Consider the following 24,471-nt stretch of genomic DNA (forward strand, 5'->3'; position numbering starts at 1 on the left):
GCATTTTTATGGAAGTAAAAGTTTCCGGCATCACCAAGCAGTTCGATCGGTTTCCGGCGCTGAACGACGTGTCGCTCGACATACGCTCAGGCGAGCTGATCGCGCTGCTCGGTCCTTCCGGTTCCGGCAAGACGACGCTCCTGCGTCTGATCGCCGGCCTCGAACAGCCGACGCAGGGCCGTATCTTCTTCGGCGATGAGGACGCCTCGCACCGCACGGTGCAGGAGCGCAATGTCGGTTTCGTGTTCCAGCATTACGCCCTGTTCCGCCATATGACGGTGGCCGAGAACATCGCCTTCGGCCTGAAGGTGCGCCCCTCCGCCAAGCGCCCGCCAAAGGCGGAAATCCGCAGGCGGGTGTCCGAGCTTCTCGACATGGTGCATCTCTCCGGTCTTGAAAAGCGCTATCCAACCCAGCTTTCCGGCGGCCAGCGCCAGCGCGTGGCGCTCGCCCGCGCCGTCGCCATCGAGCCGAAGGTGCTGCTTCTCGATGAACCCTTCGGCGCGCTCGACGCCAAGGTGCGCAAGGAGCTGCGCCGCTGGCTGCGTGAATTTCACGACCGTACCGGCCACACCACTGTTTTCGTCACCCACGATCAGGAAGAGGCGCTGGAACTGGCCGACCGCGTCGTCGTCATGAGCCAGGGCAAGATCGAACAGGTCGGCACGGCAGACGATGTCTACGACACGCCCAACTCCCCCTTCGTTTTCTCCTTCATCGGCGAATCCTCCAGCCTGCCGGTAACGATCCGCGACGGCCATGTGCTGTTTCAGGGTGAAAGCATCGGCATCGATGAGAGCGGCACGGGCGAGGGCGAGCTGTTCTTCCGACCTGAAGATGTGGTGCTGACGCAGGAGAAGGACGCGCTTTACGGCAAGGTCACCACCTGTCGCCGCCTCGCGGGCACCCGTATCGCCGAAATCGACATCGCCAATAACGGCCACGAGCCCTATCACCTCGAAATCGAAGTCCCGCTCAACGCCGCCGTGGCCGTTGGTGCGGAACTGCGCTTCCGCCCGACGCGATGGAAGGTGTTCGGGAAGAAGTAGGGGACGTGACCGTAATTGACGGTCGATGATCCGCCGCTCTCCCAGTTCTCCGTCATACCGGCCTCGAGCCGATATCCAGCCAGCCCAAGTCCTTGGGCTGAAAGGCCTCCTTCTCGCCGCGCAGACTCGCGTCTGCTGGATGCCGGATCAAGGCCGGCATGAGGGGAGAGAAGTTTCAGGGCAACGTAGGGCACCGAACCTGCCGCAGGGGCATCCGCACGCGCGTCGTCATCAAAGGCAAATAACCCGGAAACGGAAAAGGGCCGCCGAAGCGACCCTTCCATGAGTTTGGTCCTGTTTACAGACCCGGGACTGTTTCTCAACGTTCCGAAGGCAAGAGGTTTACGCCGAGGGTTGCCCCGTCGAAAACACACCCTTTCCATTGCCTGCACCAGAGACCGAAATCTCACTAGACATTGGATCACCTCCTTCCGATACGTTGAACATAACTAGAAGGTAGTACGATTCGTGAGTAATGCAAGAGGTTCCGTCACGACACCCGCATCACGATCTTCCCGATATGATTGCTGCTTTCCATCAGCCGGTGCGCTTCCACGACCTCATCCAGCGCAAAGACCCGGTTGATCACCGGTGCGACCTTACCGGTTTCGATGAGCGGCCAGACCAGCTCGATGAGGTCGTCGCGGATCGCTCGTTTTTCTTCGGCGGTGCGGGGCCGCATGGTGGAGCCGGTGACGGTGAGACGTTTGACCATGATGGGTCGCAGATCGACTTTATCGGCCGTCGTGCCACCCAGAAAGGCGATGATGGAGAGGCAGCCGTCCCTGGCGAGTGCGGCGATGTTCTTTTCGAAATAGGCCGCGCCGATCATGTCGAGAACCACATCCACGCCCTTGCCGCCGGTCTCAGCCTTGATGACGGCAGCGAAATCCTCTTCGCGGTAATTGATCGCCCGTTTGGCGCCGAGCTTGACGCAGGCGTCGCATTTTTCCGCTGAGCCGGCCGTGGCATAGACCTCCGCACCAAAGGCTTTGGCGAGCTGGATGGCCGTCGTGCCGATGCCGCTGGTGCCGCCGTGGATCAGCACGCTTTCGCCTTCGGTGAGGCCCGCCATCTGGAAGAGATTGGCCCAGACAGTGAAGAAGGTTTCCGGCAGCGCTGCGGCTTTGACGGCATCATAACCCTTGGGGAAGGGCAGGGACTGACTGGCCGGCACTGTGCAATATTCTGCGTAACCGCCGCCATTGGCGAGCGCGCAGATTTTATCGCCCGGCTTGAATTCGGTGACACCTTCGCCGAGAGCAACGACTTCTCCGGCAATCTCCAGGCCGAGGATCGGGCTTGCATCCTTGGGCGGCGGATATATGCCCTGTCTCTGCGCGACATCGGGACGGTTGACGCCCATAGCCTCGACCTTGACCAGAATCTCGCCTTTGGCGGGTTTCGGCAAAGCCATCTGCGAAAGCCGCATGACCTCCGGGCCGCCATGGGAAGGAAGGTCGATGAAGCGCATTGTTTCGGGCAGGGTCGTGGGGTCGGACATGGGCGAGGGCAACTCCCTGAGCATTGGCGTTACCTTAAGATGTAGGCCGGATGCGTCCTTTAGGGAAGGCGGCTCTTTGACGCTGCGGCGCGCTGCACGTTTTTGGACGACACGGGCTTGGAGTATGCCGCTCACCCCCCTCTGTCCTGCCGGACATCTCCCCCTCAAGGGGGGAGATCGACATGCCGTGAGGTTTCGGCCGTCTCGATTTCAGAGAATGACGTGGCTTTAGCGCTTCTTGCCGATCTCCCCCCTTGAGGGGGAGATGTCCGGCAGGACAGAGGGGGGTGAGCGGCGCATGCAGAGACGAACGCATCCCAAGCCCAGTGTTTATTTCTCAATTCGTCTCGCCGAACACCCGGATGACGAGGCCGCTTTCGTTTTCCTTCGCGGCTGTCTTGACCCCGGCGATTTCGCTGCCAATGCGTTCGGGATTGGCGATGATCAGCCCTTTCGGCAGGGTGAGCACACCGATCGAGCAGCGCAGCAGGGCGAAATCCCGCTCATTGCCGCGCCGGTCGAGGCCGACCATGCGGCCTGCCTGCCGGTCCTCCGGCGAATAGAGTTCCGCCACGTCGTCATGAAAATCGCTGAGCAGGCGTTCGAGGATTTCCGTCAGTTCCTCCACCGTCCAGTCCCGCACGCCGATGAAGAAATCGTCGCCGCCAATATGGCCGAGAAAGCAGTCGCCGGCAAAAAAGTAGCGGCGCATCAGCGCTGAAAACAGGGTAATGGCGTGGTCGCCGGCGTTGAAGCCGTATTTGTCGTTGAAGGGTTTGAAATTGTCGAAGTCGCAATAGCAGAAGAACCGCGTCTCGTCGCCGTCGCCGCAGCTGTCGGCAATGAAGCCGCCAATGGCGCGGTTACCGGGCAGCGCGGTCAGCGGGTTCTGGTCCTGCGCCATCTTCAGCTGTTTTTCATTGATGACCTTGATGAGCGAGGCCGCCGAGACGATGCCGGCGTAACGCATGTTCTCGGTCAGGATGATGCAGGCGCTGCCGCCCATGCTGGCGAACATGTTCATCAACTGGTCGGCATCCGCATCAAGACCGACGATCGGCGCGGGATCGACGAAATGGGAGATGGTGCGCTCATAGATCTTGTTCTTGAGCAGGTCGCGACCGAAAGGCCGGTAGATATATTCCTTGAGGTGATATTCGTTGATGACGCCGCGCGGTTCGCCATTGGCGTTGAGAACCGGAAAAAATGCCTGCTGCGGGTTTCTGCGAAACAGTTCGAAGACATTATCGACGCTGTCATGCTCATAGACGGTGGGAAGACGCTCAATTTCCCGGCGGATCAATATTTCGTCCAGCGACTGGCTGCTGCGCCGCGCCACGCCCATGCGGTTGAGGTGCGGAAAGCTCTCTGGAAGCTCGCTGGTGAAGACGGTCGGCTTGGCGATCAGCCAGCCCTGCACCAGATCGACGCCATATTCGCGGCAGGTCAGAAACTCCGCTTCCGTTTCGATGCCTTCCGCAATCACCCGCACACCGAGAACATGGGCGATGTTGACGATGTTGCGGACGAGGTGCTGTTTGCGCGGAAGATGATCGACGCCACTGATGAAGTGCCGGTCGATCTTCAGGTAGTCCAGCGGATAGTCGCACAAAAGCTTCATCTCGCCGTGACCGGCGCCGAAATCATCGATCGCCAGCTTGAAGCCTTCCTTGCGCATACGGGCAATCAGCGCCGTGAATTCCGGCACGCTGGTATTGTCGAAACGTTCGGAAAGCTCAAAGCAGATGGAGGAGGCCGGAATGCCTGCCCGCGCCAGATGGCCGACGAGCTTGTCGAGAATGGCGTCGCCATGCGGGATCAGCCGCACATCGAGATTGAGGAACAGCGTGGTGGAGGAAAAGTCGGGAAGGGTGGAGAACTTTGCCAGCGCGCGGCTTGCCAGCATCTGCTCGAAAGCCTTCAGTTCGCCGTCGGCAGCAGCCTGGTCGAGAAGCGCCAGCGGATTGGAAAAACCGAGCCGGTCATGGCCGCGCATCAGCGATTCATAACCGAAAATCGTGCCCGTCGTCGCCTCGACAATCGGCTGAAACGCGGTTTCAAGTACAAGCTTCGCCATGGGAAACATGTGCCCGGAGGCAAATCGCCTTATGACATCATTCTCCATCGTGACGGCCTGCATTTCGTTCTCCGCAATTGGCCGGCTCCTTGATTGCATGGCGCGAAAATGCGCCAAAAAGGGGCCGCTTCTTTTACGGCGAACAATTGCAGATGACAGGTCAACAAAAGCTTTCACGACTGTGAAGCTTTGATGAACGTTTTATCACAGCCCCCTCAATATGCGGGGTTGTCGGGCAAGCATCAGGCCCGGCGTGCGTGCCCGGTGTGAGCGGCGTAGAGTTCCGCAACATTCATGCGTTCCCGGTCCGCTTCGACAGGGGCGGCAGGGCTTGTTTCCGTGTTGTGCTGTGCAGAGGCCGCCCATAGCCGCAGCGCGGCCCTGACGACCTCGCTGCCGGATGCGTAAGCGCCGCAATTCACGGCCTCGCGCATTCTTGCTGCCTGTTCCGGGGAAATCGATACTGTTACCATTGGCATGATATCACTCCCTTCTTTAAACACTGCGATCGAACCTTTGATGTCCAATTTGCGGACAGGGTACCGTCGTGGTCTATGGCGGGCGTTTTTATCGTTTTTCGTCTGGCGCCGCTTCCAGCGAAATTTGTATCACTTCTCATATTAGCACGAAACGCGTTTCATTCCCAATTCGCAGTATATCACGGTTTAGTTTTTCCCCTGTGAGGAGGGGAAGTGAGCGGATGCGAGCCGCGCAGCAGCGGCGGGTTCATAACGCTGCTCGGCATTGATGAGATTATCGGAACAGGGCGATGGAAAATATGATCCATCGCAAATCCGCGACATAAAATGGCGCGTTTTTTATTGATTGATTGATCAATCAAGAATAATTTGCCATCCGTCAAGGAGACGATTATGCCCAAGATCGGAATGGAGCCTCTGCGCCGCAAGGCGCTTGTTGATGCGGCGCTGCGCACCATCGGCCACCATGGTTCGCTGAATGTGACGATGTCTGACATCGCCCGGGAGGCGGGCGTGTCGGCGGCCCTTGCGCATCATTATTTCGGCAGCAAGCAGCAGCTTCTTCTCGAAACCATCCGCAGCCTGCTGCGCGACCTCAGGCGCGATGCCGTCGCCGCGCTGACCCGCGCTTCCGGCCCGCGTGAAAGGCTGAGCGCCATCGTGCATGTCTCCTTCCAGAGCGATCAGTTCACGCCGGAAACGGTGGCGGCATGGCTTGCCTTTTATGTCGAGGCGCAGCGTTCGGAGGAAACCCGGCGGCTGCTGGTGATTTATTCCCGCCGCCTGCGCTCCAACCTCATGGCAAGCCTCAACCGGCTCTGCCCGCCCGATGATGCCGCACGCATTGCGGAGGGGGCGGCGGCCCTCATCGACGGGCTTTATATCAGACACAGCCTGCATTCAGCCCCGCTCGGCCTCGCTTCCGCGCCGGCGCTTGTCGAGGATTATTTCGACATGCAGCTCAAACCCTATCCCGATGGACAGCGCCCTAGGCCGTCCATCCGCGTTCTTTAAGGAGACTTCGACATGACCATTGCGACGCCGCTTAAGGCGCAGCCCAAAGCCTCGCATTTCATCGACGGCGACTATGTCGAAGACAATACCGGCACCCTTTTCGAAAGCGTCTTTCCGGCCACCGGCGAGGTTATCGCAAGGCTGCATGCGGCAACCCCGGCGATTGTCGAACGCGCCATCGCCTCGGCCAAACGCGCCCAGAAGGAATGGGCGGCGATGAGCCCCATGGCCCGTGGCCGTATCCTCAAGCGCGCCGCCGATATCATGCGTGAACGCAACGACGCGCTTTCGACGCTCGAGACGCTGGATACCGGCAAGCCCATTCAGGAAACCATCGTCGCCGACCCGACATCAGGCGCGGATGCCTTCGAATTTTTCGGCGGCATCGCACCTTCTGCGCTGAACGGCGATTACATCCCGCTTGGTGGCGATTTCGCCTATACCAAACGCGTGCCGCTCGGCGTCTGTGTCGGTATCGGCGCCTGGAACTATCCGCAGCAGATCGCCTGCTGGAAGGCAGCGCCCGCGCTTGTCGCCGGCAACGCCATGGTCTTCAAACCCTCGGAAAACACCCCGCTCGGCGCCTTGAAGATTGCCGAAATCCTCATCGAGGCGGGACTGCCCAAGGGCCTGTTCAACGTCATTCAGGGTGATCGCGATACTGGCCCGCTATTGGTCAATCACCCCGATGTCGCCAAGGTCTCGCTCACCGGCTCGGTGCCGACCGGCCGCAAGGTGGCCGCCGCCGCTGCCGGGCATCTGAAGCATGTGACGATGGAACTTGGCGGCAAGTCGCCGCTGATCGTCTTCGACGACGCCGATATCGAAAGCGCGGTCGGCGGTGCGATGCTCGGGAATTTTTATTCCTCCGGGCAGGTCTGCTCCAACGGTACACGCGTCTTCGTGCAGAAAAAGGCCAAGGAGCGCTTCCTCGAAAACCTGAAGCGCCGCACCGAGGCGATGATCCTCGGCGATCCGCTCGACTATGCCACCCATCTCGGCCCGCTGGTCTCCAAAGCCCAGCAGGAGAAGGTTCTCGCCTATATCGAAAAGGGCAAGGCGGAAGGCGCAACACTCGTCACCGGCGGCGGCATTCCCAACAATGTTGCGGGTGAGGGCGCTTACGTGCAGCCGACCGTGTTCGCCGATGTGACCGACAACATGACCATTGCCCGCGAGGAAATCTTCGGCCCGGTCATGTGTGTCCTGGATTTCGACGATGAGGACGAGGTTCTCGCCCGCGCCAACGCCACGGAATTCGGGCTGGCCGGCGGCGTCTTTACCGCCGACCTTGCCCGCGCCCACCGTGTGGTGGATGGGCTGGAGGCCGGTACGCTGTGGATCAATACGTACAATCTCTGCCCGGTGGAAATCCCGTTTGGCGGCTCCAAACAATCCGGCTTCGGGCGGGAGAATTCGGCGGCGGCGCTGGAGCATTATAGCGAGTTGAAGACGGTTTATGTGAGCACGGGGAAGGTGGACGCGCCTTATTAATAAGGCTCGGCGGGTGGGTCACCCCCCTCTGCCCTGCCGGGCATCTCCCCCTCAAGGGGGGAGATCGATCTGCGGCGAGGTTTCGCCCATCTCAATGTTTGCGAATGAGGTGGCGGTAGCGCCTCCTGCCGATCTCCCCCCTTGAGGGGGAGATGCCCGGCAGGGCAGAGGGGGTAAGCCTCACCCACTGACAGTCAATCAATCGGAACCAACGCTCATCGGAGAGAGCAGATCATGCAAGCAGATTACATCATCGTCGGCTCCGGCTCCGCAGGTTCCGCCATCGCCTATCGCCTGTCGGAAGACGGCCGTTATTCGGTGATTGTCATCGAGGCCGGTGGATCGGATTTCGGCCCCTTCATCCAGATGCCGGCCGCATTGGCGTGGCCGATGAGCATGAAGCGCTATAATTGGGGTTATCTCTCCGAGCCCGAGCCGAACCTCGACAACCGCAGAATTACGGCGCCGCGTGGAAAAGTCATCGGCGGTTCGTCTTCCATCAACGGCCTCGTTTATGTGCGCGGCCATGCGGAGGATTTCAACCGCTGGGAAGAGCTTGGCGCGCATGGCTGGGCCTATGCGGATGTGCTGCCCTATTTCAAGCGCATGGAACACAGCCATGGCGGCGAGGAGGGATGGCGTGGCACGGATGGGCCGCTGCATGTGCAGCGCGGGCCGGTGAATAATCCTCTGTTCCATGCCTTCATTCAGGCCGGCGCACAGGCGGGCTTCGAACTGACGGACGACTATAACGGCTCGAAGCAGGAAGGTTTCGGCCTTATGGAGCAGACCATCCACAACGGCCGTCGCTGGTCCGCCGCCAACGCCTATCTGCGGCCGGCGCTGAAGCGCGGCAATGTCACACTGGTTAGCGGTTTCGCCCGCAAGATCGTCATCGAGAACGGCCGGGCCGTGGGTGTCGAGATCGAGCGCAAGGGCGTGGTCGAAACCATCAAGGCCAATCGCGAAGTCATCATTTCCGCCTCCTCCTTCAATTCGCCGAAACTGCTGATGCTTTCGGGCATCGGCCCCGCCGCGCATCTGGCTGAGATGGGCATCGAGGTGAAGGCGGATCGTCCGGGTGTCGGCGCAAACCTCCAGGACCATATGGAGTTCTATTTCCAGCAGGTCTCCACCAAGCCCGTCTCGCTATATTCCTGGCTGCCATGGTTCTGGCAGGGAGTGGCCGGTGCGCAATGGCTGCTGTCGAAAGGCGGGCTTGGTGCCTCCAACCAGTTCGAGGCCTGCGCCTTCCTGCGCTCCGCACCAGGCCTGAAACAGCCTGATATCCAGTATCATTTCCTGCCCGTCGCCATTTCCTATGACGGCAAGGCGGCGGCGAAAAGTCATGGTTTTCAAGTGCATGTCGGTTACAACCTGTCAAAATCACGCGGCAACGTCACGCTCCGCTCCGCCGATCCGAAGGACGACCCCGTCATTCGTTTCAATTATATGAGCCACCCGGAAGACTGGGAGAAGTTCCGCCATTGCGTGCGCCTGACGCGTGAAATCTTCAGCCAGAAAGCCTTTGACGATTTTCGCGGACCGGAAATCCAGCCGGGTGAAAAAGTGGCGAGCGACGATGAGATCGACGCCTTTTTGCGGGAACATCTGGAAAGCGCATATCACCCCTGCGGCACCTGCCGGATGGGCGACAGGGACGACCCGATGGCCGTGGTCGATCCCGAATGCCGGGTGATCGGCGTTGAGGGATTGAGGGTTGCCGACAGCTCGATCTTCCCGCATGTGACCTATGGCAACCTGAACGGCCCGTCGATCATGACCGGTGAAAAGGCGGCCGATCATATTCTCGGCAAGACCCCGCTGCCGCGTTCCAATCAGGAACCTTGGACGAACCCGCGCGCGGCCGTCAGCGACCGGTGAGGATCAGTGGTAGTCATCCTCGCGCTGGTGGCGGATCGCGAGGATTGTTACTTTCTCGGCATTCTCTATTTCAAAGAGAATGACATAACCCGAAGACCCAAACGGGATGAGAAATTCCCGCAGAAACGGGCTTTCCGCATCAACTTTTCTGCAACTCATTGGAAAGTCCGCAAGTGCGGCGATCCCCTTTTCGATTGCCCTGTAAGCTCGCTTCGCCGCATGTTTGTCCTGGCGAAGGAGATGAGCATATAGACGCGTTATGTTGTCGCGTGCTCTGTCGGCGAGAAAAACCTGATATGTCACTTGTCGTCGTCTTCAGTGAGCTTTGCGTCAAGCATAATTTTCAGTTCGGCAAGCACATCTTCCGCTCTGTGATAAACACCCGTTTTCTTCGATTCTTCACGCGCGGCCAGCCCGCGTGCAATAAAATCCGCCTGCGATTTGCGGATTTCCACTTCCCTGCGCACGGAATCCTCAACGAAGGAAGAGAGCGTTTCGCCGTCCTTCAGCACGCTTTCCGCCGCCTCGCGAAAATCCGCAGTTACCCGAAGCGAGGGCAATGTCGCCGTTTTCATGTTGCACCTCCATGCGTTGCAATTGCGATGCTTAGAATGAGCCGGTTATGACGCTATGTCAAATGCGAAACTTGCAATCCCTGCCCGAGAGGTCGATAAACGGGCGTCCCGCCTGAAGAATGCAAAATCACCGATCTGGACCGCCATGCCCGTCGATTACAAGAAGCTGAAGATGCTCCGCCGTTCCCGTGTTGTCTGGGGGTCGTGGCGGGCTTGGAAACCGCGGGCGGTTTTCTGGATCGGCGCGCTTGCGGTGGGCGTCATCAGCGTCGGTTTTGCATGGGCGGCGGATCGCGCCCAGCATCTTTTCTTCGCGGCCACTTCTTCGGGGCCGTGGGCGTTCCTGTTGCCGCTCATCATAACACCACTCGGTTTCACGCTCTGCGCCTGGCTGGCATTGACGGTTTTCCCCAATGCCGGTGGCAGCGGTATTCCGCAGGCGATCGCCGCGCGGCATCTGCGTGACGATGCGGATCGTTCGCGGCTTCTGTCGCTGAAGCTCGCTTTCGGCAAGGTGGTGCTGACGGTGGCGGGTCTTTTGTCCGGCGCCTCGATCGGGCGTGAGGGGCCGACCGTTCAGGTGGGTGCCTCGATCATGCTGCAGGCTGCCCGCTGGGGCGGTATGGCGCAGGCGAAGGGTCTCATCCTCGCCGGATCGGCGGCGGGCATCGCGGCCGCCTTCAATACGCCGCTGGCAGGCATCGTCTTTGCCATCGAGGAAATGAGTAAAACCTACGAATCCCGCGCCAATGGTCTTGTTCTCACCGCCGTCATCCTGTCCGGCCTTGCTTCGCTGGCGCTGGTCGGCAGCTACACATATTTCGGTACGAGTTCCGTTCTGGCGAAAACGACAGCAGACTGGCTTCTGGTGCTGATCTGTGGCATTGGCGGCGGCGCTTTCGGCGCGCTCTTCAGCGCCGGGGCGCTGCGACTGTCCGCCCGCATCCGGCGTTTCGCGCAGTCCGTGCCGTTAAAACGAATGCTGGCGGTTGCTGCCGCCTGTGGCCTCGCTTCGGCCGTCATCGGTATTGCAACGGGTGGCGCGACCTTTGGAACCGGCTACGAACAGGCCCGTGCGGCGATTGAGGGGCAAGCCGCTCCGACCTTCTTCTTCATCGAAAAGCTGGCGGCGACCTTTCTTGCGATGATGTCGGGTATTCCCGGCGGCATCTTCGCGCCCTCCCTGTCCGTGGGTGCCGGTTTCGGCAGCACCATGGCCGCTCTGCTCGGCACCAGCATCGGCCTCGGCGCGATCGTCGGCATGGCAGGATATTTCGCCGGCGTGGTGCAGGCGCCGATGACGGCTTTTGTCATCATCCTCGAAATGACCGGCAATCATGAAGGCGTCATCCCCATCATGGTCGCATCGATGCTGGGATATCTGACCTCCCGCCTGTTCTCCCGGGAGCCGCTCTATCACGGCCTGTCGCGCGTTTTCATCGCCCAGGCCATCCGCGCAAAAAGGGCAAGTCACGCCACCGATGCCTGATGGCGTCAGACGCGTGCGCCGGCCACCCCGAAATACCCAAGGCCGGGTATTTTAACGCCCGGGCGGCTGAAATCGATACCCGCGACCAGACCGAGAAAATTGATCTCGAAACCGCTGCGCGTTCCCGCCGAAATACCGAACAATCCGCCCAGCGAAACGCTCGCATCCTTCCAGTCGTCGGCGACATGATAAAACGCGCCGTTCGGCAAGTAATCACGTCCCACCGCGTCAGGCGGCAGGACTACGCCGAGTTCCGGTACGCTGCGCAGCACATGCGCGACGAAGGTGTTGGAGTTGGGACCGGGATAGATGCGATAGCCGCCCGGCTTGCCATAGGGATAATCGGCAATTGCCTGCTCGATCTTTGGGATCAGCTTTTCCGCCGCCGCGCCGTGAATGGCCACCACCTCGCGCGGCGTGTTGGAATACCAATAGGCATCCGCCGCATAGCCATTGCGGCGGATGGGCGTTCCCCAACCCACCTTGTCGTAGCGATCATAGGCCGTCGCACCCGGCTTTTTGAGCACAATCCAGGCATGGCTGGCGACGGAGCCCTTGAAGCCGCCGGTCATGGCGGAAAACACGTAAATCGCAGCCTGCTTGTCGGCTCCGGCTAGCGGAAGGGTGCCGGAGGAAGACCAGCGGGCATCGCGTCAGCCCTGCGGATGATCCCGCATCGCCCACAAGCCGGCCGATGCCAGAGCGGGAAGCAGATAGATAATGGCAATCGCCAGCAGCAGACGTTTTGCAAATTTCACTGGTAGCCCCGTGCATCGAAAAATCAATTGCGGTATCAACGACATAAAATCAGAACTTTTTGAGGCTGCGAACATGAACAATTCCGTTACCGTCGAAGTCACCAGGGGAAACCTCGTCGAAAGCCGCCATCAGGGCCTCGCCGTGGTGGTGGATGGTGATGGCGGCGTTGTGTTTTCCGCAGGTGACGTCGAGCGCGGCATCTTCCCGCGTTCCGCCTGCAAGGCCATGCAGGCGCTGCCGCTGGTGGAAAGCGGCGCGGCGGATGCCTATGGTTTCGGCAATCGCGAACTGGCGCTTGCCTGTTCCTCCCACTCCGGTGAAGATGAGCACGCAGCGCTTGCCGCTTCCATGCTGGCCAGAGCGGGGCGGGATGTGGAGACGCTGGAATGCGGCGCGCACTGGTCATCCGACCAGAAAACCATCATCCATCAGGCGCGCACGCTGGAAAAACCGACGGCGCTGCACAATAATTGCTCCGGCAAACATTCCGGCTTCATCTGCGCCTGCTGCCACACGGGCACTGACCCCAAGGGCTATGTCGGTTATGATCACCCGTTGCAGCAGGAAATCCGCGCCACCATGGCCAGCCTGACGGGGGCGACGCTCGGCCATGACAATTGCGGCGTCGATGGTTGCTCCATCCCCACCTATGCGGTGCCGCTCACGGGGCTGGCGCATGGTTTCGCCAGGATGGCGACGGGCACGGGGCTGGAAGCGGGCCGCGCCAAAGCCTCGCGTCGTCTCATCGAGGCCTGCATGGCGGAACCCTTTTTTGTGGCAGGCACCGGCCGCGCCTGCACGAAGCTGATGCAGATCGCACCGGGCAGGATTTTCGCCAAAACCGGCGCTGAAGGTGTCTTCGTGGCGGCCCTGCCGGAAAAGGGTATTGCCATGGCGGTGAAATGCGAAGACGGCACCACACGCGCGGCCGAAGCCATGGTCTCGGCATTGCTCGCCCGCTATTTCGATGAGGGCAGCGCCGAGCAGCAGGCTCTGACAGGCATGGCCAACCGGCAGATGCGCAATTGGAACGGCATCCATGTCGGTGATGTCAGAGTCGTCGGGCTGTAAAATCCGGCGTCAAAAACGCGATAAAACCTTTGACGCCGCCGGTTGCCGGCACGATGATGGCTTGCCCTGCGCGTGATGGCCGTCTCTGGCCGACCGTAAGGCGCGGCGTCCGCACGAGGGTGGACGCCTTCATTGCACTGGAGGTCGCATATCCATGTTCACCCTGTTTTTTTCCCCCGGCTCCTGCTCGCGCGCCAGCCATATCGTGCTTGAGGAATCCGGCCTGCCCTATACGGCCCACCGCGTCAATTTCGCCGAGGGCGAACAGCGCTCCGAGACATTTCTGAAGATCAATCCGAAAGGCCGCGTGCCGGCGCTCGCCACCGCAAGCGGGGTGCTGACCGAGACCCCGGCCATCCTCGCCTTCATCGCCCAGATGGCCCCGGAGAAGAAGCTCGCACCGCTTGACGATCCCTTTGAATTTGCCGTCATGCAGTCCTTCAACGCCTTCATTTCCTCCACCGTACATGTCGCGCACGCCCATGGCCGGCGCGGCAGCCGCTGGGCGAACGACGATAGTTCGCTGGCGGATATGAAGGCGAAGGTGCCGCAGACCATGGGTGAGTGCTTCGAGCTGATCGAGCACGGCCTATTGCACGGCCCGTGGGTTCTGGGCACGGCCTATTCGGTGGCCGATCCCTATCTTTTCGTCATGTCCGGCTGGCTGGAAAGCGACGGCGTGGATATTGCCCGGTTCCCGAAAGTGCACGACCACTTCCGCCGCATGAACGACCGCCCGGCGGTACAGCGGGCGCTGGCGAGCGAGAGGGGTCAATAGTTACTGTCGTCATCCTCGGGCTTGTCCCGAGGATCTGCAACGTATTGATTTTATTTGACGTGGTTGGATCCTCGGGACAAGTCCGGGGATGACGTTGAGTACGGAGGGACGTCTCCAGTCCGCGCCCAAAGCTCGTGTCAAGCCGCCTCAGCCGCGCGCGTATCCCACATCGTCTTGAACGCCGTGCGCGCCTGGCAGCGGGTGAGCCAGGCTTTCACCGCCGGATGGGCATCAAACAGCGGCTGGTGGCCCTGCGCATAACGGACGATTTCCGCCGCATTGAGATCGGCGACGGTGAAACGATCGCCAACCAGATAGTCATGGCGGGAAAGATGCTGCTCCAGCACCCGGAACGGGCGTTTCAGCAGGCGGGCGGCAACATCGATTACTGCTTTGCCGCTATCGCTTTCCGACAGGCCTTCGGCGATGGCGGAGGAAATTTTCAGCGAATTGGTCTCGATTTCGGTTGCGGCAAAGAAAGACCATTGCAGCATCGCCGCATCTTCCTTCAGATCGACCGGGGCGAGCGGCCCGCCATATTTGCGGGCAAGGTAAAGATTGATGGCCATGGATTCGTAAAGCACCATGCCGTCATCCTCGATGCAGGGAATGGTGCCCATCGGGTTGACGGCCAGAAACGCGGGCGACAGCGTGTTGAGCGGCGCATCCGCAGCGAGCGGATCGGCAAGGCGGCGGGCCTGTATCACGGGCACGTGCTTGAATTCTATGCCGAGTTCGCCTGCCAGCCACAGCGTGCGCGTGGCGCGGGACCGGTAGACACCGTAAATCGTCAACATCGAAATTACCCCTTGAACCTGTTCGATGGCGGCACGTTACGGTCTCGCCGCTTTAAAGTGAAGTTGCAGATATCAGGGGCAACTATGATTTTTTCTGATCCGTCAGCAAGTCCGTATCCGGCGATAGCCGATATTCGAAACGGTCGATGAACCGCTCGAACAGGCGGGCGAAAGTCTCCACATCCTCCGCCGGCCAACCGTCCATCACATCCTCGATGACGCTCATCTTGGTGCGGCGCATTTCCTGCAGCAGGCTGGTGCCGAGCGGCGTGATTTCGACGATGCTGCGGCGGCCGTCTTCCTGCGAGACGCCACGCTTCAACAAGCCGCGCCCCACCATATCCGCCACAACGCGGCTGCCGCGTGAGGGATCGATGCGCATGCCCTCGGCAATCGCGCCCACGGTGACATCACCTTCGGAGCGGCGCAGAATATCCAGAACGTCGATATGCGAGAGTTCGAGACCCGGAGCGAGCTTGGCAAGCGCCATGCGGCCGATGATGCGGCGGCCGATCATGATGCGCATGCGCGTCATCGTATTGCCGATCCGCTTGATGTCCTCGGGCAAATCTTCGTTCCAGTTTTCCTCAGTCGCCACTCTCAGCCGTTCCTCTTCTTGCGCGTTCGCGATCACATTTAGCGCGAATAGCATGGATGTCAAAAACTTGCCATTGACATATATATGCTGATAGCACACAAATTGTCGCAGCAAATATGCCGGAACTCAACGAGATTTTTCATGGATATGTCCGCAGCCCCCGTGGCGCCGCTTGTGTCGGATCATCGGCGCAGGCTCATCGTTTTCCTATTTCTGATGCTGGCTATGTTCATGGCCACCCTCGACAATCAGATCGTATCGACAGCGCTGCCCACCATCGTCGGCGAATTCGGCGCGCTGGAACGTTTCGGCTGGATCGGCTCCGCCTATCTTCTGGCAACCAGCGCGGTCATGCCTGTTTATGGCAAGCTCGGCGATCTGTTCGGGCGCAAATATGTGATGATCGCGGCGGTGGTCATCTTCACGCTGGGCTCGCTCGCCTGCGGTCTGGCCTGGTCGATGGATAGCCTGATTGCTGCCCGTGTGTTGCAGGGGCTTGGCGGCGGCGGCATTATGGTGTCGATCTTTTCCGTCAATGCGGATCTGTTCGAGCCGCGTGAACGCGCCCGCTACCAGAGCTATTCCAGCCTCACCATCATGGCGTCAGGCAGTGTCGGCCCGATCCTCGGCGGCACGATGAGTGACCTGTTCGGCTGGCGGTCGATCTTCCTCATCAACCTGCCGCTCGGCATCATCGTCATCGCCGGTCTGGCGCTGATGCTGCCTTACCGCCGCCCGGCGCGCCAGCCGAAGATCGATTATCTCGGTGCGGTTCTGCTGGCGGCCACCATTGCCAGCGTCGTCTTCTGGGCTGACAGCAGCGAACTGTTCGGCTCGTTGATCGCAGGCCCGAGCCTCGGCATCATCGCCTTCGCCGTCATCGCCGCTTTCCTGTGGGTACAGGTGGAGCGCCGCGCGCCGGAGCCCGTGGTGCCGCTGAGGCTCTTCAAGGACAGCACCTTTCCGTTGCTTATGATCGTCTCGCTGACAAGCGGCGGCATCGGCATCGGCATGGTCAATTATTACGCCCTGTTCCTGCAGACCACGACCGGGCTTTCCCCTTCCCATGCCGGCCTGTTCTTCATCGCGGTCACCGGCGGCATCGTCATGGGCTCGCTTTCGGCAGGACGGTTGATTTCGATCACCGGTGTCTACAAGCCCTTCTCGGTGGCGGGGCTCACCATCAATCTCGTCGCCATGCTGCTGTTCACGCAAATGCATGCGGGCACGCCGCTGGCGCTGATTGCGGCACTGATGCTGGTGCAGGGTTTCGCCGTTGGCCTCGGCCAGCAGGCGCCGATCATCGGTGTGCAGAATTCCGCGCCCAAGGCGGATATCGGTGCGGCGAGCGGCGCGGTGACGCTGACCCGCATGGGTGGTGCTGCCATCGCCATCTCGGTCTATGGCGCGATCGTCACCTCCAGCCTCAAGGGCGTGGCGGTCAATATCCCCGGCGTCGGCAGAATAGAGGAACTGACGCCGAAAATGCTCGCCGAACTGCCCGCCGCCTCACAGGCCGCCGTCGCCTCGCTTTATTCGGACGCCTTTACGCCGCTGTTCTTCGCGGCCGCCGCAACCGCTGCCATCGGCCTTGCGGCAGCGCTGATGCTGAAACCGGTGCGCCTGCCGGCCGCGGTTGAGGCGAAGCGGGCGGAAGCGGCGGGGGAGTAGGATGGTGAAGGCCGCCGCGTAAACGCCGGCCTTACGCGGCGTCCAATGATTTTTCGACGGCCAGCCGGAAGCCCAGCGCATGCAGGACTTTCTGCACGGTCTCGTAGCGGAGCTTCGAACCGGGTTTAAGCGCTTTATAGAGACTTTCCCGCCCGAGACCCGACACATCCGCGACATGCGACATTCCGCGAGCTCTTGCGACTGCGCCAAGGGCGGCAATGAACACATCGGGGTTTTCGTCTTCCATCGCCACTGCCAGATATTCGATCATGGCTTCATCGCTATCCAGATAGTCCGACACATCAAATTTGCTAAATTCCGTCATTGCCATCCCCAGACCCGATAACCCGGACCATAGTGGATACGCATTTCTGAAACGCCTGCACCCACCGGCGCACAATCGCCGAAATTCCCATGCGCGGCTGCCGTGAGGCGATGAAGAATCCGCACCTTTCCGGTGCGATCTTTCAAAGTCTTCAGCCATTCGTCGAACTCTGCCGATTTCTCGAAACTGTTTATCATGGAATGTATCCGAATGGATACATTTTCACAAGCTCAAATCTCATGGTCGTCCTCTAAGCCGGCCTTACGCTGGTGTTGCGTGCGAACTGCGCTCGCAACTCGATACAGCCCCGGCTCAAAGCCGCAATGACAGGGAGGTGACGGCAAAACAAAAACACCCCTGCGGGAAATTTAACGCCCGTTCCGCGTTATGCTCGCAGCACTTTACATTCGCGCGGGCGGCCCTATCTCAATGAATATGAAGCCGGAACAGCTCCTGAACTCCACGCCCAAAGGCCTTTATTGCCCGGCGGGCGATTTCTATATCGATCCCGTGCGCCCCGTGGCGCGGGCGCTCATCACCCACGGCCATTCCGATCACGCCCGTGCCGGCCATGGCGCGGTGCTGGCCACGCGGCAGACGCTCGATATCATGCGTATCCGTTACGGCGAGGATTTCTGCGGCAGCGAGCAGGCAGTGGCATTCGGTGAAACGGTGGCGGTGAACGGCGTCACTGTCGGGTTCCACCCGGCTGGCCATGTGCTGGGCTCGGCGCAAATCTCCGTGGAGATGAACAGCATGCGCATCGTCGCGTCCGGTGATTACAAGCGCGGCATCGATCCCACCTGTGCGCCGTTCGAGACGGTGCCTTGCGATGTCTTCATCACCGAGGCCACCTTCGGTCTGCCGGTGTTTCACCATCCGCTGCCACGTGTGGAAACGGCAAAGCTGCTCACCTCCATCAAACAATTTCCCGAACGCACCCATCTGGTCGGCGCCTATTCGCTCGGCAAGGCGCAACGCGTTATCCGGCTATTGCGCGACAATGGTTATGCCGAGCCGGTCTACATCCACGGCGCGCTGGCGAGGCTCTGCGATTATTATGTCTCGCAGGGCATTGATCTCGGCGATCTCAGGCCCGCGACGCTGGAAAAAAGTAACCCCGCCGCTTTCAAGGGCGCGATCGTCGTCGGCCCGCCCTCCGCCTTTCAGGAACGCTGGGCGCGGCGCTTCAACGAGCCGCTGATCGCCTTCGCATCCGGCTGGATGATGGTGCGGCAACGGGCAAAGCAGGGCGGAGTGGAATTGCCGCTGGTCATATCAGACCATTGCGATTGGCCGGAACTCCTGGAAACCATCAAGGAAATCGGCCCGCAAGCCGTCTGGGTCACCCATGGCCGCGAAGAGGCACTGGTGCGCTGGTGCGAATTGCAGGGCATCGCCGCCAAGCCGCTGCATCTGGTCGGTTACGAAGACGAGGGGGATTGAGATGAAAGCCTTCGCCACGCTTCTCGACCGCCTTGTCCTCACCCCCTCGCGCAACGGCAAGCTGAAGCTTCTCACCGATTATTTCCGCGATACGCCCGATCCCGACCGGGGTTACGGGCTGGCGGCGATTGCCGGCACGCTGGACCTCAAAAGCGTCAAACCGGCCCTGTTGCGGGAACTTGTGCTGGAGCGCATGGACGAGGTGCTGTTTCGCTACTCCTACGATTATGTCGGCGATCTGGCCGAAACCATCTCGCTGGTCTGGGGTAATATCGGCGGTTCTGACGATTCCGAGGCGCAGGATCCGCGACTCGGCGAAGTCGTCACATTGATGAATTCGCTGGGGCGCACCGAGGTGCGCGGCGCAGTGCGCGATCTGCTCGACCGGCTCGATACCTCTTCACGTTTCGCTTTCCTCAAACTCGCCACTGGCAGCCTGCGCATCGGCGTTTCGGCGCGGCTGGCGCGGCAGGCGCTGGCGGATTTTGCGGGAAAAGACATCACCGAAATCGAAACCCTCTGGCACGGTCTGACGCCGCCCTACACTTCGCTTTTTGCGTGGCTGGAGGGCAAGTCGGACCGGCCGGTGCTGGCCACACCGGCCATTTTCCATTCTGTGATGCTGGCCACACCGGTGGCCGATGGCGATCTCGATGGCTTAGACCCGGCCGATTATGCCGCCGAATGGAAATGGGACGGCATTCGCGTGCAGCTCTCCCGCGCCGGGGAGACGCGAAAGCTTTACTCCCGCTCCGGCGACGATATTTCCGGGGCATTCCCGGATGTACTCGATGCGCTTGATTTCGAAGGCGTGATGGATGGTGAATTGCTGATTGGCGGCACCGCGCGCTCCAACAATCTCACCCGCACCTTCTCGGATTTGCAGCAGCGCCTGAACCGCAAGACGGTGACGGCAAAGATGCTGGACGACTGCCCCGCCTTCATCCGCGCCTACGATCTGCTGTTCGATGGCGAGAGAGATATCCGCGCGCAGAGCTATCTGGAGCGTCGCGGCCGGCTGTCTGACATCATCGAGCATGCCCCGCATGACCGCTTCGATCTATCGCCACTGATTGGCTTTTCCAGCTGGACCGAGCTCGACAGGCTGCGCGCCGCGCCGCCTGATCCGGTGATTGAGGGTGTGATGATCAAGCGCCGCGACAGCGCTTATCAGGCAGGCCGCGCCAAGGGGCCATGGTTCAAGTGGAAACGTGACCCTTACAATATCGACGCGGTCATGATGTATGCGCAGCGCGGCCACGGCAAAAGATCGAGCTATTATTCCGATTTCACCTTTGGTGTATGGGCGGAAGGCGAGGATGGCGAACAACTCGTTCCCGTGGGCAAGGCCTATTTCGGCTTCACCGACGCGGAACTCGAAGTGCTGGACAAGTTCGTGCGCGACAATACCGTCGAGCGTTTCGGCCCGGTGCGGGCGGTGCGGGCCACGCCGGATTTCGGTTTCGTGCTGGAGGTGGCCTTCGAGGGCATCAACCGCTCCACCCGCCACAAATCCGGCGTCGCCATGCGGTTTCCGCGCATTGCGCGGCTGAGGGCCGACAAGCTGCCGGCCGAGGCGGATCGGCTTTCGACGCTGGTGGCGATGATCGATGGCGCGGAAGGGTAGGGTGGCCGTCCAGAAATTGCCATGAATGCTGCGAATACATTGTTGTCATTCGCGAATCCGTGATTGGACAGTCTCCCGCCGCAGTGCTGAACTGCTAATATCTCCATCCCCGTACTCAGAGTGCACCCATGGCCGATAAACGCTTTCTTTCCTCAGCCTTCGGACAGGAAGAGAGCGGCGTGATATGCCAGGGCCTGACACGGCGCGGCCTGCTTGCCGGCGCCATGGGCCTGTCTGTGGCAACGCTTCTGCCGCAGGGTGCGAAAGCCGGCATCGTCGCCCCCGAGGTTTTGCCGCTCGAAAGACAGGATTACGCGGAGGCCCGCCAACATTTTCACACCCACCTGCTGCGCAAGATGGCCGCGCCGGAAAAATCCTCGGCGCTTGGCACACCGCCCGGCGCGGAACGCGTCACCTATCCCGGCGGGCCTGATGGTTCCATCGAGCTTGTTGCCTGGCTTTCCCACTATCAGCCCTCCAGGACACCAAAGCCGGCAGTGCTTTTCCTCCATGGCGGCAATGCCACGGGAGACGGCCACTGGGCGCTGATGAAGCCCTATTGGGAGGCTGGTTTTGTCGTGCTTCTACCGTCTTTCCGGGGCGAGAACGGCCAGAGTGGCAATTATTCCGGCTTTTACAATGAAACGGCGGATGCGTTGGCGGCGGCAACCTATCTGGAAAACCTGCCCGGCATCGATAAAAAGCGCTTCTTCATTGCCGGCCATTCCAATGGCGGTACGCTGACATTGCTCGCCGCCATGAGCCGCAAATTCCGTGCGGCCGCACCCATGTCGGCGGGCGTTAATTCATGGCGTTATTTCAACCGTTATTCGGACGAGATCTGTTTCGACGAAACCGACGAGCGCGAATTCATCATGCGCTCCTCTGTCTGTTTCGGCCCCAGCCTCAAATGTCCGGCCCTGTTGCTGCGCGGCGATGAGGAGCGGCCTTTCGACGCCGATCACCAGCTTTTTGTGGATCGTGCCCTGATGTCAGGGTTCAAGGTTGATAAAAAACTGCTGCCCGGCACCCACAATGGCGTGGTCCCGGGCGCGGTTGCGGAAAGCATCCGTTTTTTTAATCAGTTCGCATAAAAGGGCCGAAAACCGCTCCTGCAGCTTTCGACCCTCCTGCGAAATCAGGCGCTTTTCTTGAAGTAACCAAGCAGCCGCATGGCGTTGGCAGTCACCAGCACCGTCGCGCCGGTGTCGGCAAACACCGCCAGCCACAGGCCGGACAGACCGGTGACGGTCGTGACCAGAAACACCGCCTTGAGGCCGAGCGAGATCGCCACGTTTTGGCGGATGTTGCTCATGGTGGCGCGTGACAGGCCGATGAGGCGGGCGGCATCGCCGACATTGTTGCGCATCAGAGCCGCATCGGCCGCTTCCATCGCCACGTCAGTGCCGGAGCCGATGGCCACGCCGACGCTGGCGGCGGCAAGCGCCGGTGCATCGTTGATGCCGTCACCCACCATCACCACGGTCTTCTTTGCGGCAAGCTTGCGGATTTCCTCGACCTTGTTCTGCGGCAGGAGTTCGCCGCGTGCTTCAAGACCCAGCTTGTTGCCGATGGCACGCGCCGTGCGGGCATTGTCGCCCGACAGCATCAGCGAGGAAATGCCCATCTCCTTCAGCGTCTTGATGCCTTCAGCCGCATCCTTGCGCGGTTCGTCGCGCATGGCGAAGAGGCCGCTTGCCGCACCGCCGGCCATGACCACGGCCACCGTCTTGCCTTCGCTCTCAAGCGCGGTGATGCGGTCGGCCAGTTCCTTCGAGAGGGTGCCGACTTCGGTTGCAAAGCGCGGCGCGCCGATGAACAGGTCTTTTCCACCGACATTGCCCTGCATGCCGCGACCGGAAATCGCCTTGATGTTGGAGCCGGGCAGGGGCTTCACGCCGGCCTTTTCAGCATGGTTGACGATGGCTCTGGCAAGCGGATGGCTCGATTCATGCTCGATGGTTGCGGCTTCGGCAATCAGTCCGGCCTCGTTGCCGTCAAGCGCCACCACGTCGGTCACCACAGGTTCGCCGAGCGTCAGCGTGCCCGTTTTGTCGAAGGCGACGGTTTCGGTGCGCGCCAGCATTTCGATGACGGCGCCGCCCTTCACCAGCATGCCATGGCGTGCCGCAGCCGAAAGGCTGGAGGCGATGGCGGCGGGAACGGAGATGACCAGCGCACAGGGGCAACCGATCAGCAGCAAGGCGAGACCGCGGTAAATCCAGGTATCCCAGTCACCGAGACCGGCAAGCGGCGGCACGATGATGGTGAGCACGGAGATCGCCACGATCAGCGGCATGTAATAACGCGAGAAATTCTGGATGAAGCGCTCGGTAGGCGCGCGCGCGTCCTGCGCTTCCTCGACAAGCGTGATGATGCGGGCAATGGTGTTGTCTTCCGGCGCGCGGTCAACGCGGATGCGCAGCGAGCCGTCATGGTTGATCGAACCTGCAAAAACGCGGGCGCCTTTTTCCTTGGCGACCGGGATGCTCTCGCCGGTCATCGGCGATTCGTCGACACTCGATTCGCCCTCCATCACCACGCCATCGGCGGCGATGCGGTCACCGGGACGGGCCACGACCACCTGGCCGATGCGGACCTGATCGGCAGGCATCTGACGGAGCGTACCGTTTTCCTCGACCAGCGCTGTTTTCGGCAGCAGGGAGCCAAGGGCCTTGATGCCGGAACGGGCGCGAGCGGCGGCAAAGCCTTCCAGCAGCTCGCCGATCGAAAAGAGCAGCACGACGATCGCCGCTTCTTCCGCCTCGCCGATGAAGATCGCGCCGATGGCGGCAATGGTCATCAGCATCTCGATGGTGAAGACCGCGCCGAAACGGGCGGCGTTGAAGGCATTGCGCGCAATCGGGAACAGCGTCACCAGCGTGGCGATGATGAAGGCGTAACCACCCCAGGCCGGAAAGGTGAGTTCCGCCGCATAGGCGACCGCGACCAGAATGGTGCCGGTGAAGGTGTTTCGGGCCTTGGCCGTACGCCACCATGCACCCTTTTCATCAGCGCCATGGGCGTGTCCGACCTCTGCGCTTGAGGTCACTGCCGCGGGCTGCGCCTTTTCATGCGAATGCCCGGCGTGGTCATGGTCCGCATGATCGTGCCCGGAATGGTCATGGCCCGAGTGATCGTGGCCTGAATGATCATGATCACCGTTGCAGGACCCGTGGTCGTGCCCGTCATCTTCCACCTTGCCTCGCGCCGATTTGTCTTGCGCCAGCAAGGCGGGTTTGAAACCGAGCTTGCGCAGCGTATCCTCGATTTTTGCGGTCGGGGTTGTGTTCTCGGCAAGCGAAAGGTTCAACCTTTCCCGCGCAACCGATACCTTGACGTCGGCAACACCGGGCAGGCGGCCAAGTGCGGTTTCGATCTTCGCGGCGCAGCTGCCGCAATCCATGCCACCCACCGAAAATGTCAGGGCGTTGTTCTGCTCAACGCTGGGGGCGGCTTCCGCAGGGTGGTGACCTCCGCACGATGAATGGTCGTGGTCATGGTCGTGAGGTTCCGCTGCGATCTTTTCGCGCGGAGCCTTCTCCTGCGGCAGCAAAGCGGGCTTAAAACCGAGCTTGCGCAGCGTATCCTCGATTTTTGCGACCGATGTTTTGTCTTCCGCCAGCGACAGGTTCAACCTTTCGCGTGCAACGGACACCTTGACGTCGGCAACGCCGGGCAGGCGGGAAAGCGCGGTTTCGATCTTCGCCGCACAGCTGCCGCAATCCATGCCGCCGACCGTGAAGGTCAGGTCTCCTGATTCCCCGTTCAGATTGCCGCGTGTCGAAATATTCATGGTTTTCGCTCCTGAATTCCAGTCGACAGCCAATCTGG

At 60.8% G+C, this 24,471-nt stretch carries 21 protein-coding genes and 1 pseudogene; 11 read left to right on the forward strand and 11 right to left on the reverse strand.

The window, feature by feature from the left end; all coding sequences use genetic code 11:
* The first annotated feature begins 8 nt into the window (after window positions 1-8).
* On the forward strand, window positions 9-1,049 hold the full coding sequence (locus tag CFBP6623_RS02630) for a sulfate/molybdate ABC transporter ATP-binding protein (protein ID WP_046798549.1): 1,041 nt from the start codon (window positions 9-11) through the stop codon (window positions 1,047-1,049).
* Between the two features lie 490 nt (window positions 1,050-1,539).
* Here CFBP6623_RS02630 and CFBP6623_RS02635 read toward each other — a convergent pair whose 3' ends face one another.
* The 3 genes from CFBP6623_RS02635 to CFBP6623_RS02650 all read right to left on the reverse strand — a co-directional run bounded on the left by CFBP6623_RS02635 (window position 1,540) and on the right by CFBP6623_RS02650 (window position 5,109).
* Complete coding sequence (locus CFBP6623_RS02635; protein WP_046798550.1) at window positions 1,540-2,553, reverse strand: NAD(P)H-quinone oxidoreductase; 1,014 nt, start codon at window positions 2,551-2,553, stop codon at window positions 1,540-1,542.
* A gap of 337 nt (window positions 2,554-2,890) precedes the next feature.
* Entirely contained in the window at window positions 2,891-4,693 is a 1,803-nt protein-coding gene (locus tag CFBP6623_RS02645; RefSeq protein ID WP_046798551.1) for a GGDEF domain-containing protein, read from the reverse strand.
* Between the two features lie 179 nt (window positions 4,694-4,872).
* Window positions 4,873-5,109: a ribbon-helix-helix domain-containing protein gene (locus CFBP6623_RS02650; RefSeq protein ID WP_046798932.1), complete on the reverse strand. Its 237-nt coding sequence runs from the start codon at window positions 5,107-5,109 to the stop codon at window positions 4,873-4,875.
* A 393-nt stretch (window positions 5,110-5,502) separates the two neighbouring features.
* Between CFBP6623_RS02650 and betI the strand changes: the two genes are divergently transcribed.
* The 3 genes from betI to betA all read left to right on the forward strand — a co-directional run bounded on the left by betI (window position 5,503) and on the right by betA (window position 9,501).
* Window positions 5,503-6,123, forward strand: coding sequence for a transcriptional regulator BetI (betI, locus tag CFBP6623_RS02655; RefSeq protein WP_046798552.1), 621 nt, complete (start codon window positions 5,503-5,505; stop codon window positions 6,121-6,123).
* 12 nt (window positions 6,124-6,135) lie between these two features.
* Window positions 6,136-7,617 carry a betaine-aldehyde dehydrogenase gene (betB, locus tag CFBP6623_RS02660; protein WP_046798553.1) on the forward strand — a complete coding sequence of 494 codons (1,482 nt, stop codon included), beginning with the start codon at window positions 6,136-6,138 and terminating at the stop codon, window positions 7,615-7,617.
* Between the two features lie 234 nt (window positions 7,618-7,851).
* Window positions 7,852-9,501, forward strand: coding sequence for a choline dehydrogenase (gene betA, locus CFBP6623_RS02670; RefSeq protein WP_046798554.1), 1,650 nt, complete (start codon window positions 7,852-7,854; stop codon window positions 9,499-9,501).
* Between the two features lie 3 nt (window positions 9,502-9,504).
* On the opposite strand, the gene CFBP6623_RS02675 is transcribed toward betA, so the two are convergent.
* Complete coding sequence (locus tag CFBP6623_RS02675) at window positions 9,505-9,804, reverse strand: type II toxin-antitoxin system RelE/ParE family toxin (protein WP_046798555.1); 300 nt, start codon at window positions 9,802-9,804, stop codon at window positions 9,505-9,507.
* Window positions 9,801-10,076: a YlcI/YnfO family protein gene (locus CFBP6623_RS02680; RefSeq protein ID WP_046798556.1), complete on the reverse strand. Its 276-nt coding sequence runs from the start codon at window positions 10,074-10,076 to the stop codon at window positions 9,801-9,803. Before CFBP6623_RS02680 ends, CFBP6623_RS02675 begins: the two co-directional genes overlap by 4 nt.
* A 145-nt stretch (window positions 10,077-10,221) precedes the next feature.
* On the opposite strand from CFBP6623_RS02680, the gene CFBP6623_RS02685 reads away from it, so the two are divergent.
* Complete coding sequence (locus CFBP6623_RS02685) at window positions 10,222-11,565, forward strand: chloride channel protein (protein WP_046798933.1); 1,344 nt, start codon at window positions 10,222-10,224, stop codon at window positions 11,563-11,565.
* 5 nt (window positions 11,566-11,570) lie between these two features.
* On the opposite strand, the pseudogene CFBP6623_RS02690 reads toward CFBP6623_RS02685, so the two are convergent.
* A pseudogene (locus tag CFBP6623_RS02690) lies at window positions 11,571-12,323 on the reverse strand (DUF3750 domain-containing protein).
* 73 nt (window positions 12,324-12,396) lie between these two features.
* On the opposite strand from CFBP6623_RS02690, the gene CFBP6623_RS02695 reads away from it, so the two are divergent.
* Window positions 12,397-13,395 carry an asparaginase gene (locus CFBP6623_RS02695; RefSeq protein ID WP_046798934.1) on the forward strand — a complete coding sequence of 333 codons (999 nt, stop codon included), beginning with the start codon at window positions 12,397-12,399 and terminating at the stop codon, window positions 13,393-13,395.
* A 154-nt stretch (window positions 13,396-13,549) separates the two neighbouring features.
* Window positions 13,550-14,173, forward strand: a complete 624-nt coding sequence (locus CFBP6623_RS02700) for a glutathione S-transferase family protein (protein ID WP_046798558.1) — start codon at window positions 13,550-13,552, stop codon at window positions 14,171-14,173.
* A gap of 137 nt (window positions 14,174-14,310) precedes the next feature.
* Here the strand turns inward: CFBP6623_RS02700 and CFBP6623_RS02705 are convergent, their stop codons facing one another.
* Window positions 14,311-14,970: a glutathione S-transferase family protein gene (locus tag CFBP6623_RS02705; protein ID WP_046798559.1), complete on the reverse strand. Its 660-nt coding sequence runs from the start codon at window positions 14,968-14,970 to the stop codon at window positions 14,311-14,313.
* An 82-nt stretch (window positions 14,971-15,052) separates the two neighbouring features.
* On the reverse strand, window positions 15,053-15,568 hold the full coding sequence (locus tag CFBP6623_RS02710; RefSeq protein ID WP_046798935.1) for a MarR family winged helix-turn-helix transcriptional regulator: 516 nt from the start codon (window positions 15,566-15,568) through the stop codon (window positions 15,053-15,055).
* 141 nt (window positions 15,569-15,709) lie between these two features.
* On the opposite strand from CFBP6623_RS02710, the gene CFBP6623_RS02715 reads away from it, so the two are divergent.
* Window positions 15,710-17,239 (forward strand): MDR family MFS transporter, encoded by a 1,530-nt coding sequence (locus CFBP6623_RS02715; protein WP_046798560.1) that lies wholly within the window; start codon window positions 15,710-15,712, stop codon window positions 17,237-17,239.
* A 31-nt stretch (window positions 17,240-17,270) separates the two neighbouring features.
* Here CFBP6623_RS02715 and CFBP6623_RS02720 read toward each other — a convergent pair whose 3' ends face one another.
* Complete coding sequence (locus CFBP6623_RS02720) at window positions 17,271-17,570, reverse strand: addiction module antidote protein (RefSeq protein WP_197283291.1); 300 nt, start codon at window positions 17,568-17,570, stop codon at window positions 17,271-17,273.
* Window positions 17,561-17,761, reverse strand: coding sequence for a type II toxin-antitoxin system RelE/ParE family toxin (locus tag CFBP6623_RS02725; RefSeq protein WP_232370418.1), 201 nt, complete (start codon window positions 17,759-17,761; stop codon window positions 17,561-17,563). The genes CFBP6623_RS02720 and CFBP6623_RS02725 overlap by 10 nt, the downstream gene beginning before the upstream one ends.
* A 238-nt stretch (window positions 17,762-17,999) precedes the next feature.
* On the opposite strand from CFBP6623_RS02725, the gene CFBP6623_RS02730 reads away from it, so the two are divergent.
* The 3 genes from CFBP6623_RS02730 (at window position 18,000) to CFBP6623_RS02740 (ending at window position 21,731) form a co-directional block, all read left to right on the forward strand.
* Entirely contained in the window at window positions 18,000-19,010 is a 1,011-nt protein-coding gene (locus CFBP6623_RS02730; protein ID WP_046798937.1) for a ligase-associated DNA damage response exonuclease, read from the forward strand.
* Between the two features lies 1 nt (window position 19,011).
* Window positions 19,012-20,637 carry a cisplatin damage response ATP-dependent DNA ligase gene (locus CFBP6623_RS02735; protein WP_080842218.1) on the forward strand — a complete coding sequence of 542 codons (1,626 nt, stop codon included), beginning with the start codon at window positions 19,012-19,014 and terminating at the stop codon, window positions 20,635-20,637.
* A 128-nt stretch (window positions 20,638-20,765) separates the two neighbouring features.
* Window positions 20,766-21,731 (forward strand): alpha/beta hydrolase family protein, encoded by a 966-nt coding sequence (locus CFBP6623_RS02740; RefSeq protein WP_046798563.1) that lies wholly within the window; start codon window positions 20,766-20,768, stop codon window positions 21,729-21,731.
* A gap of 44 nt (window positions 21,732-21,775) precedes the next feature.
* On the opposite strand, the gene CFBP6623_RS02745 is transcribed toward CFBP6623_RS02740, so the two are convergent.
* Window positions 21,776-24,433 carry a heavy metal translocating P-type ATPase gene (locus CFBP6623_RS02745; RefSeq protein WP_046798564.1) on the reverse strand — a complete coding sequence of 886 codons (2,658 nt, stop codon included), beginning with the start codon at window positions 24,431-24,433 and terminating at the stop codon, window positions 21,776-21,778.
* Window positions 24,434-24,471 lie beyond the last annotated feature (38 nt).

The sequence above is a fragment of the Agrobacterium tumefaciens genome, assembly GCF_005221385.1.
Taxonomy (GTDB): Bacteria; Pseudomonadota; Alphaproteobacteria; order Rhizobiales; family Rhizobiaceae; genus Agrobacterium; species Agrobacterium tomkonis.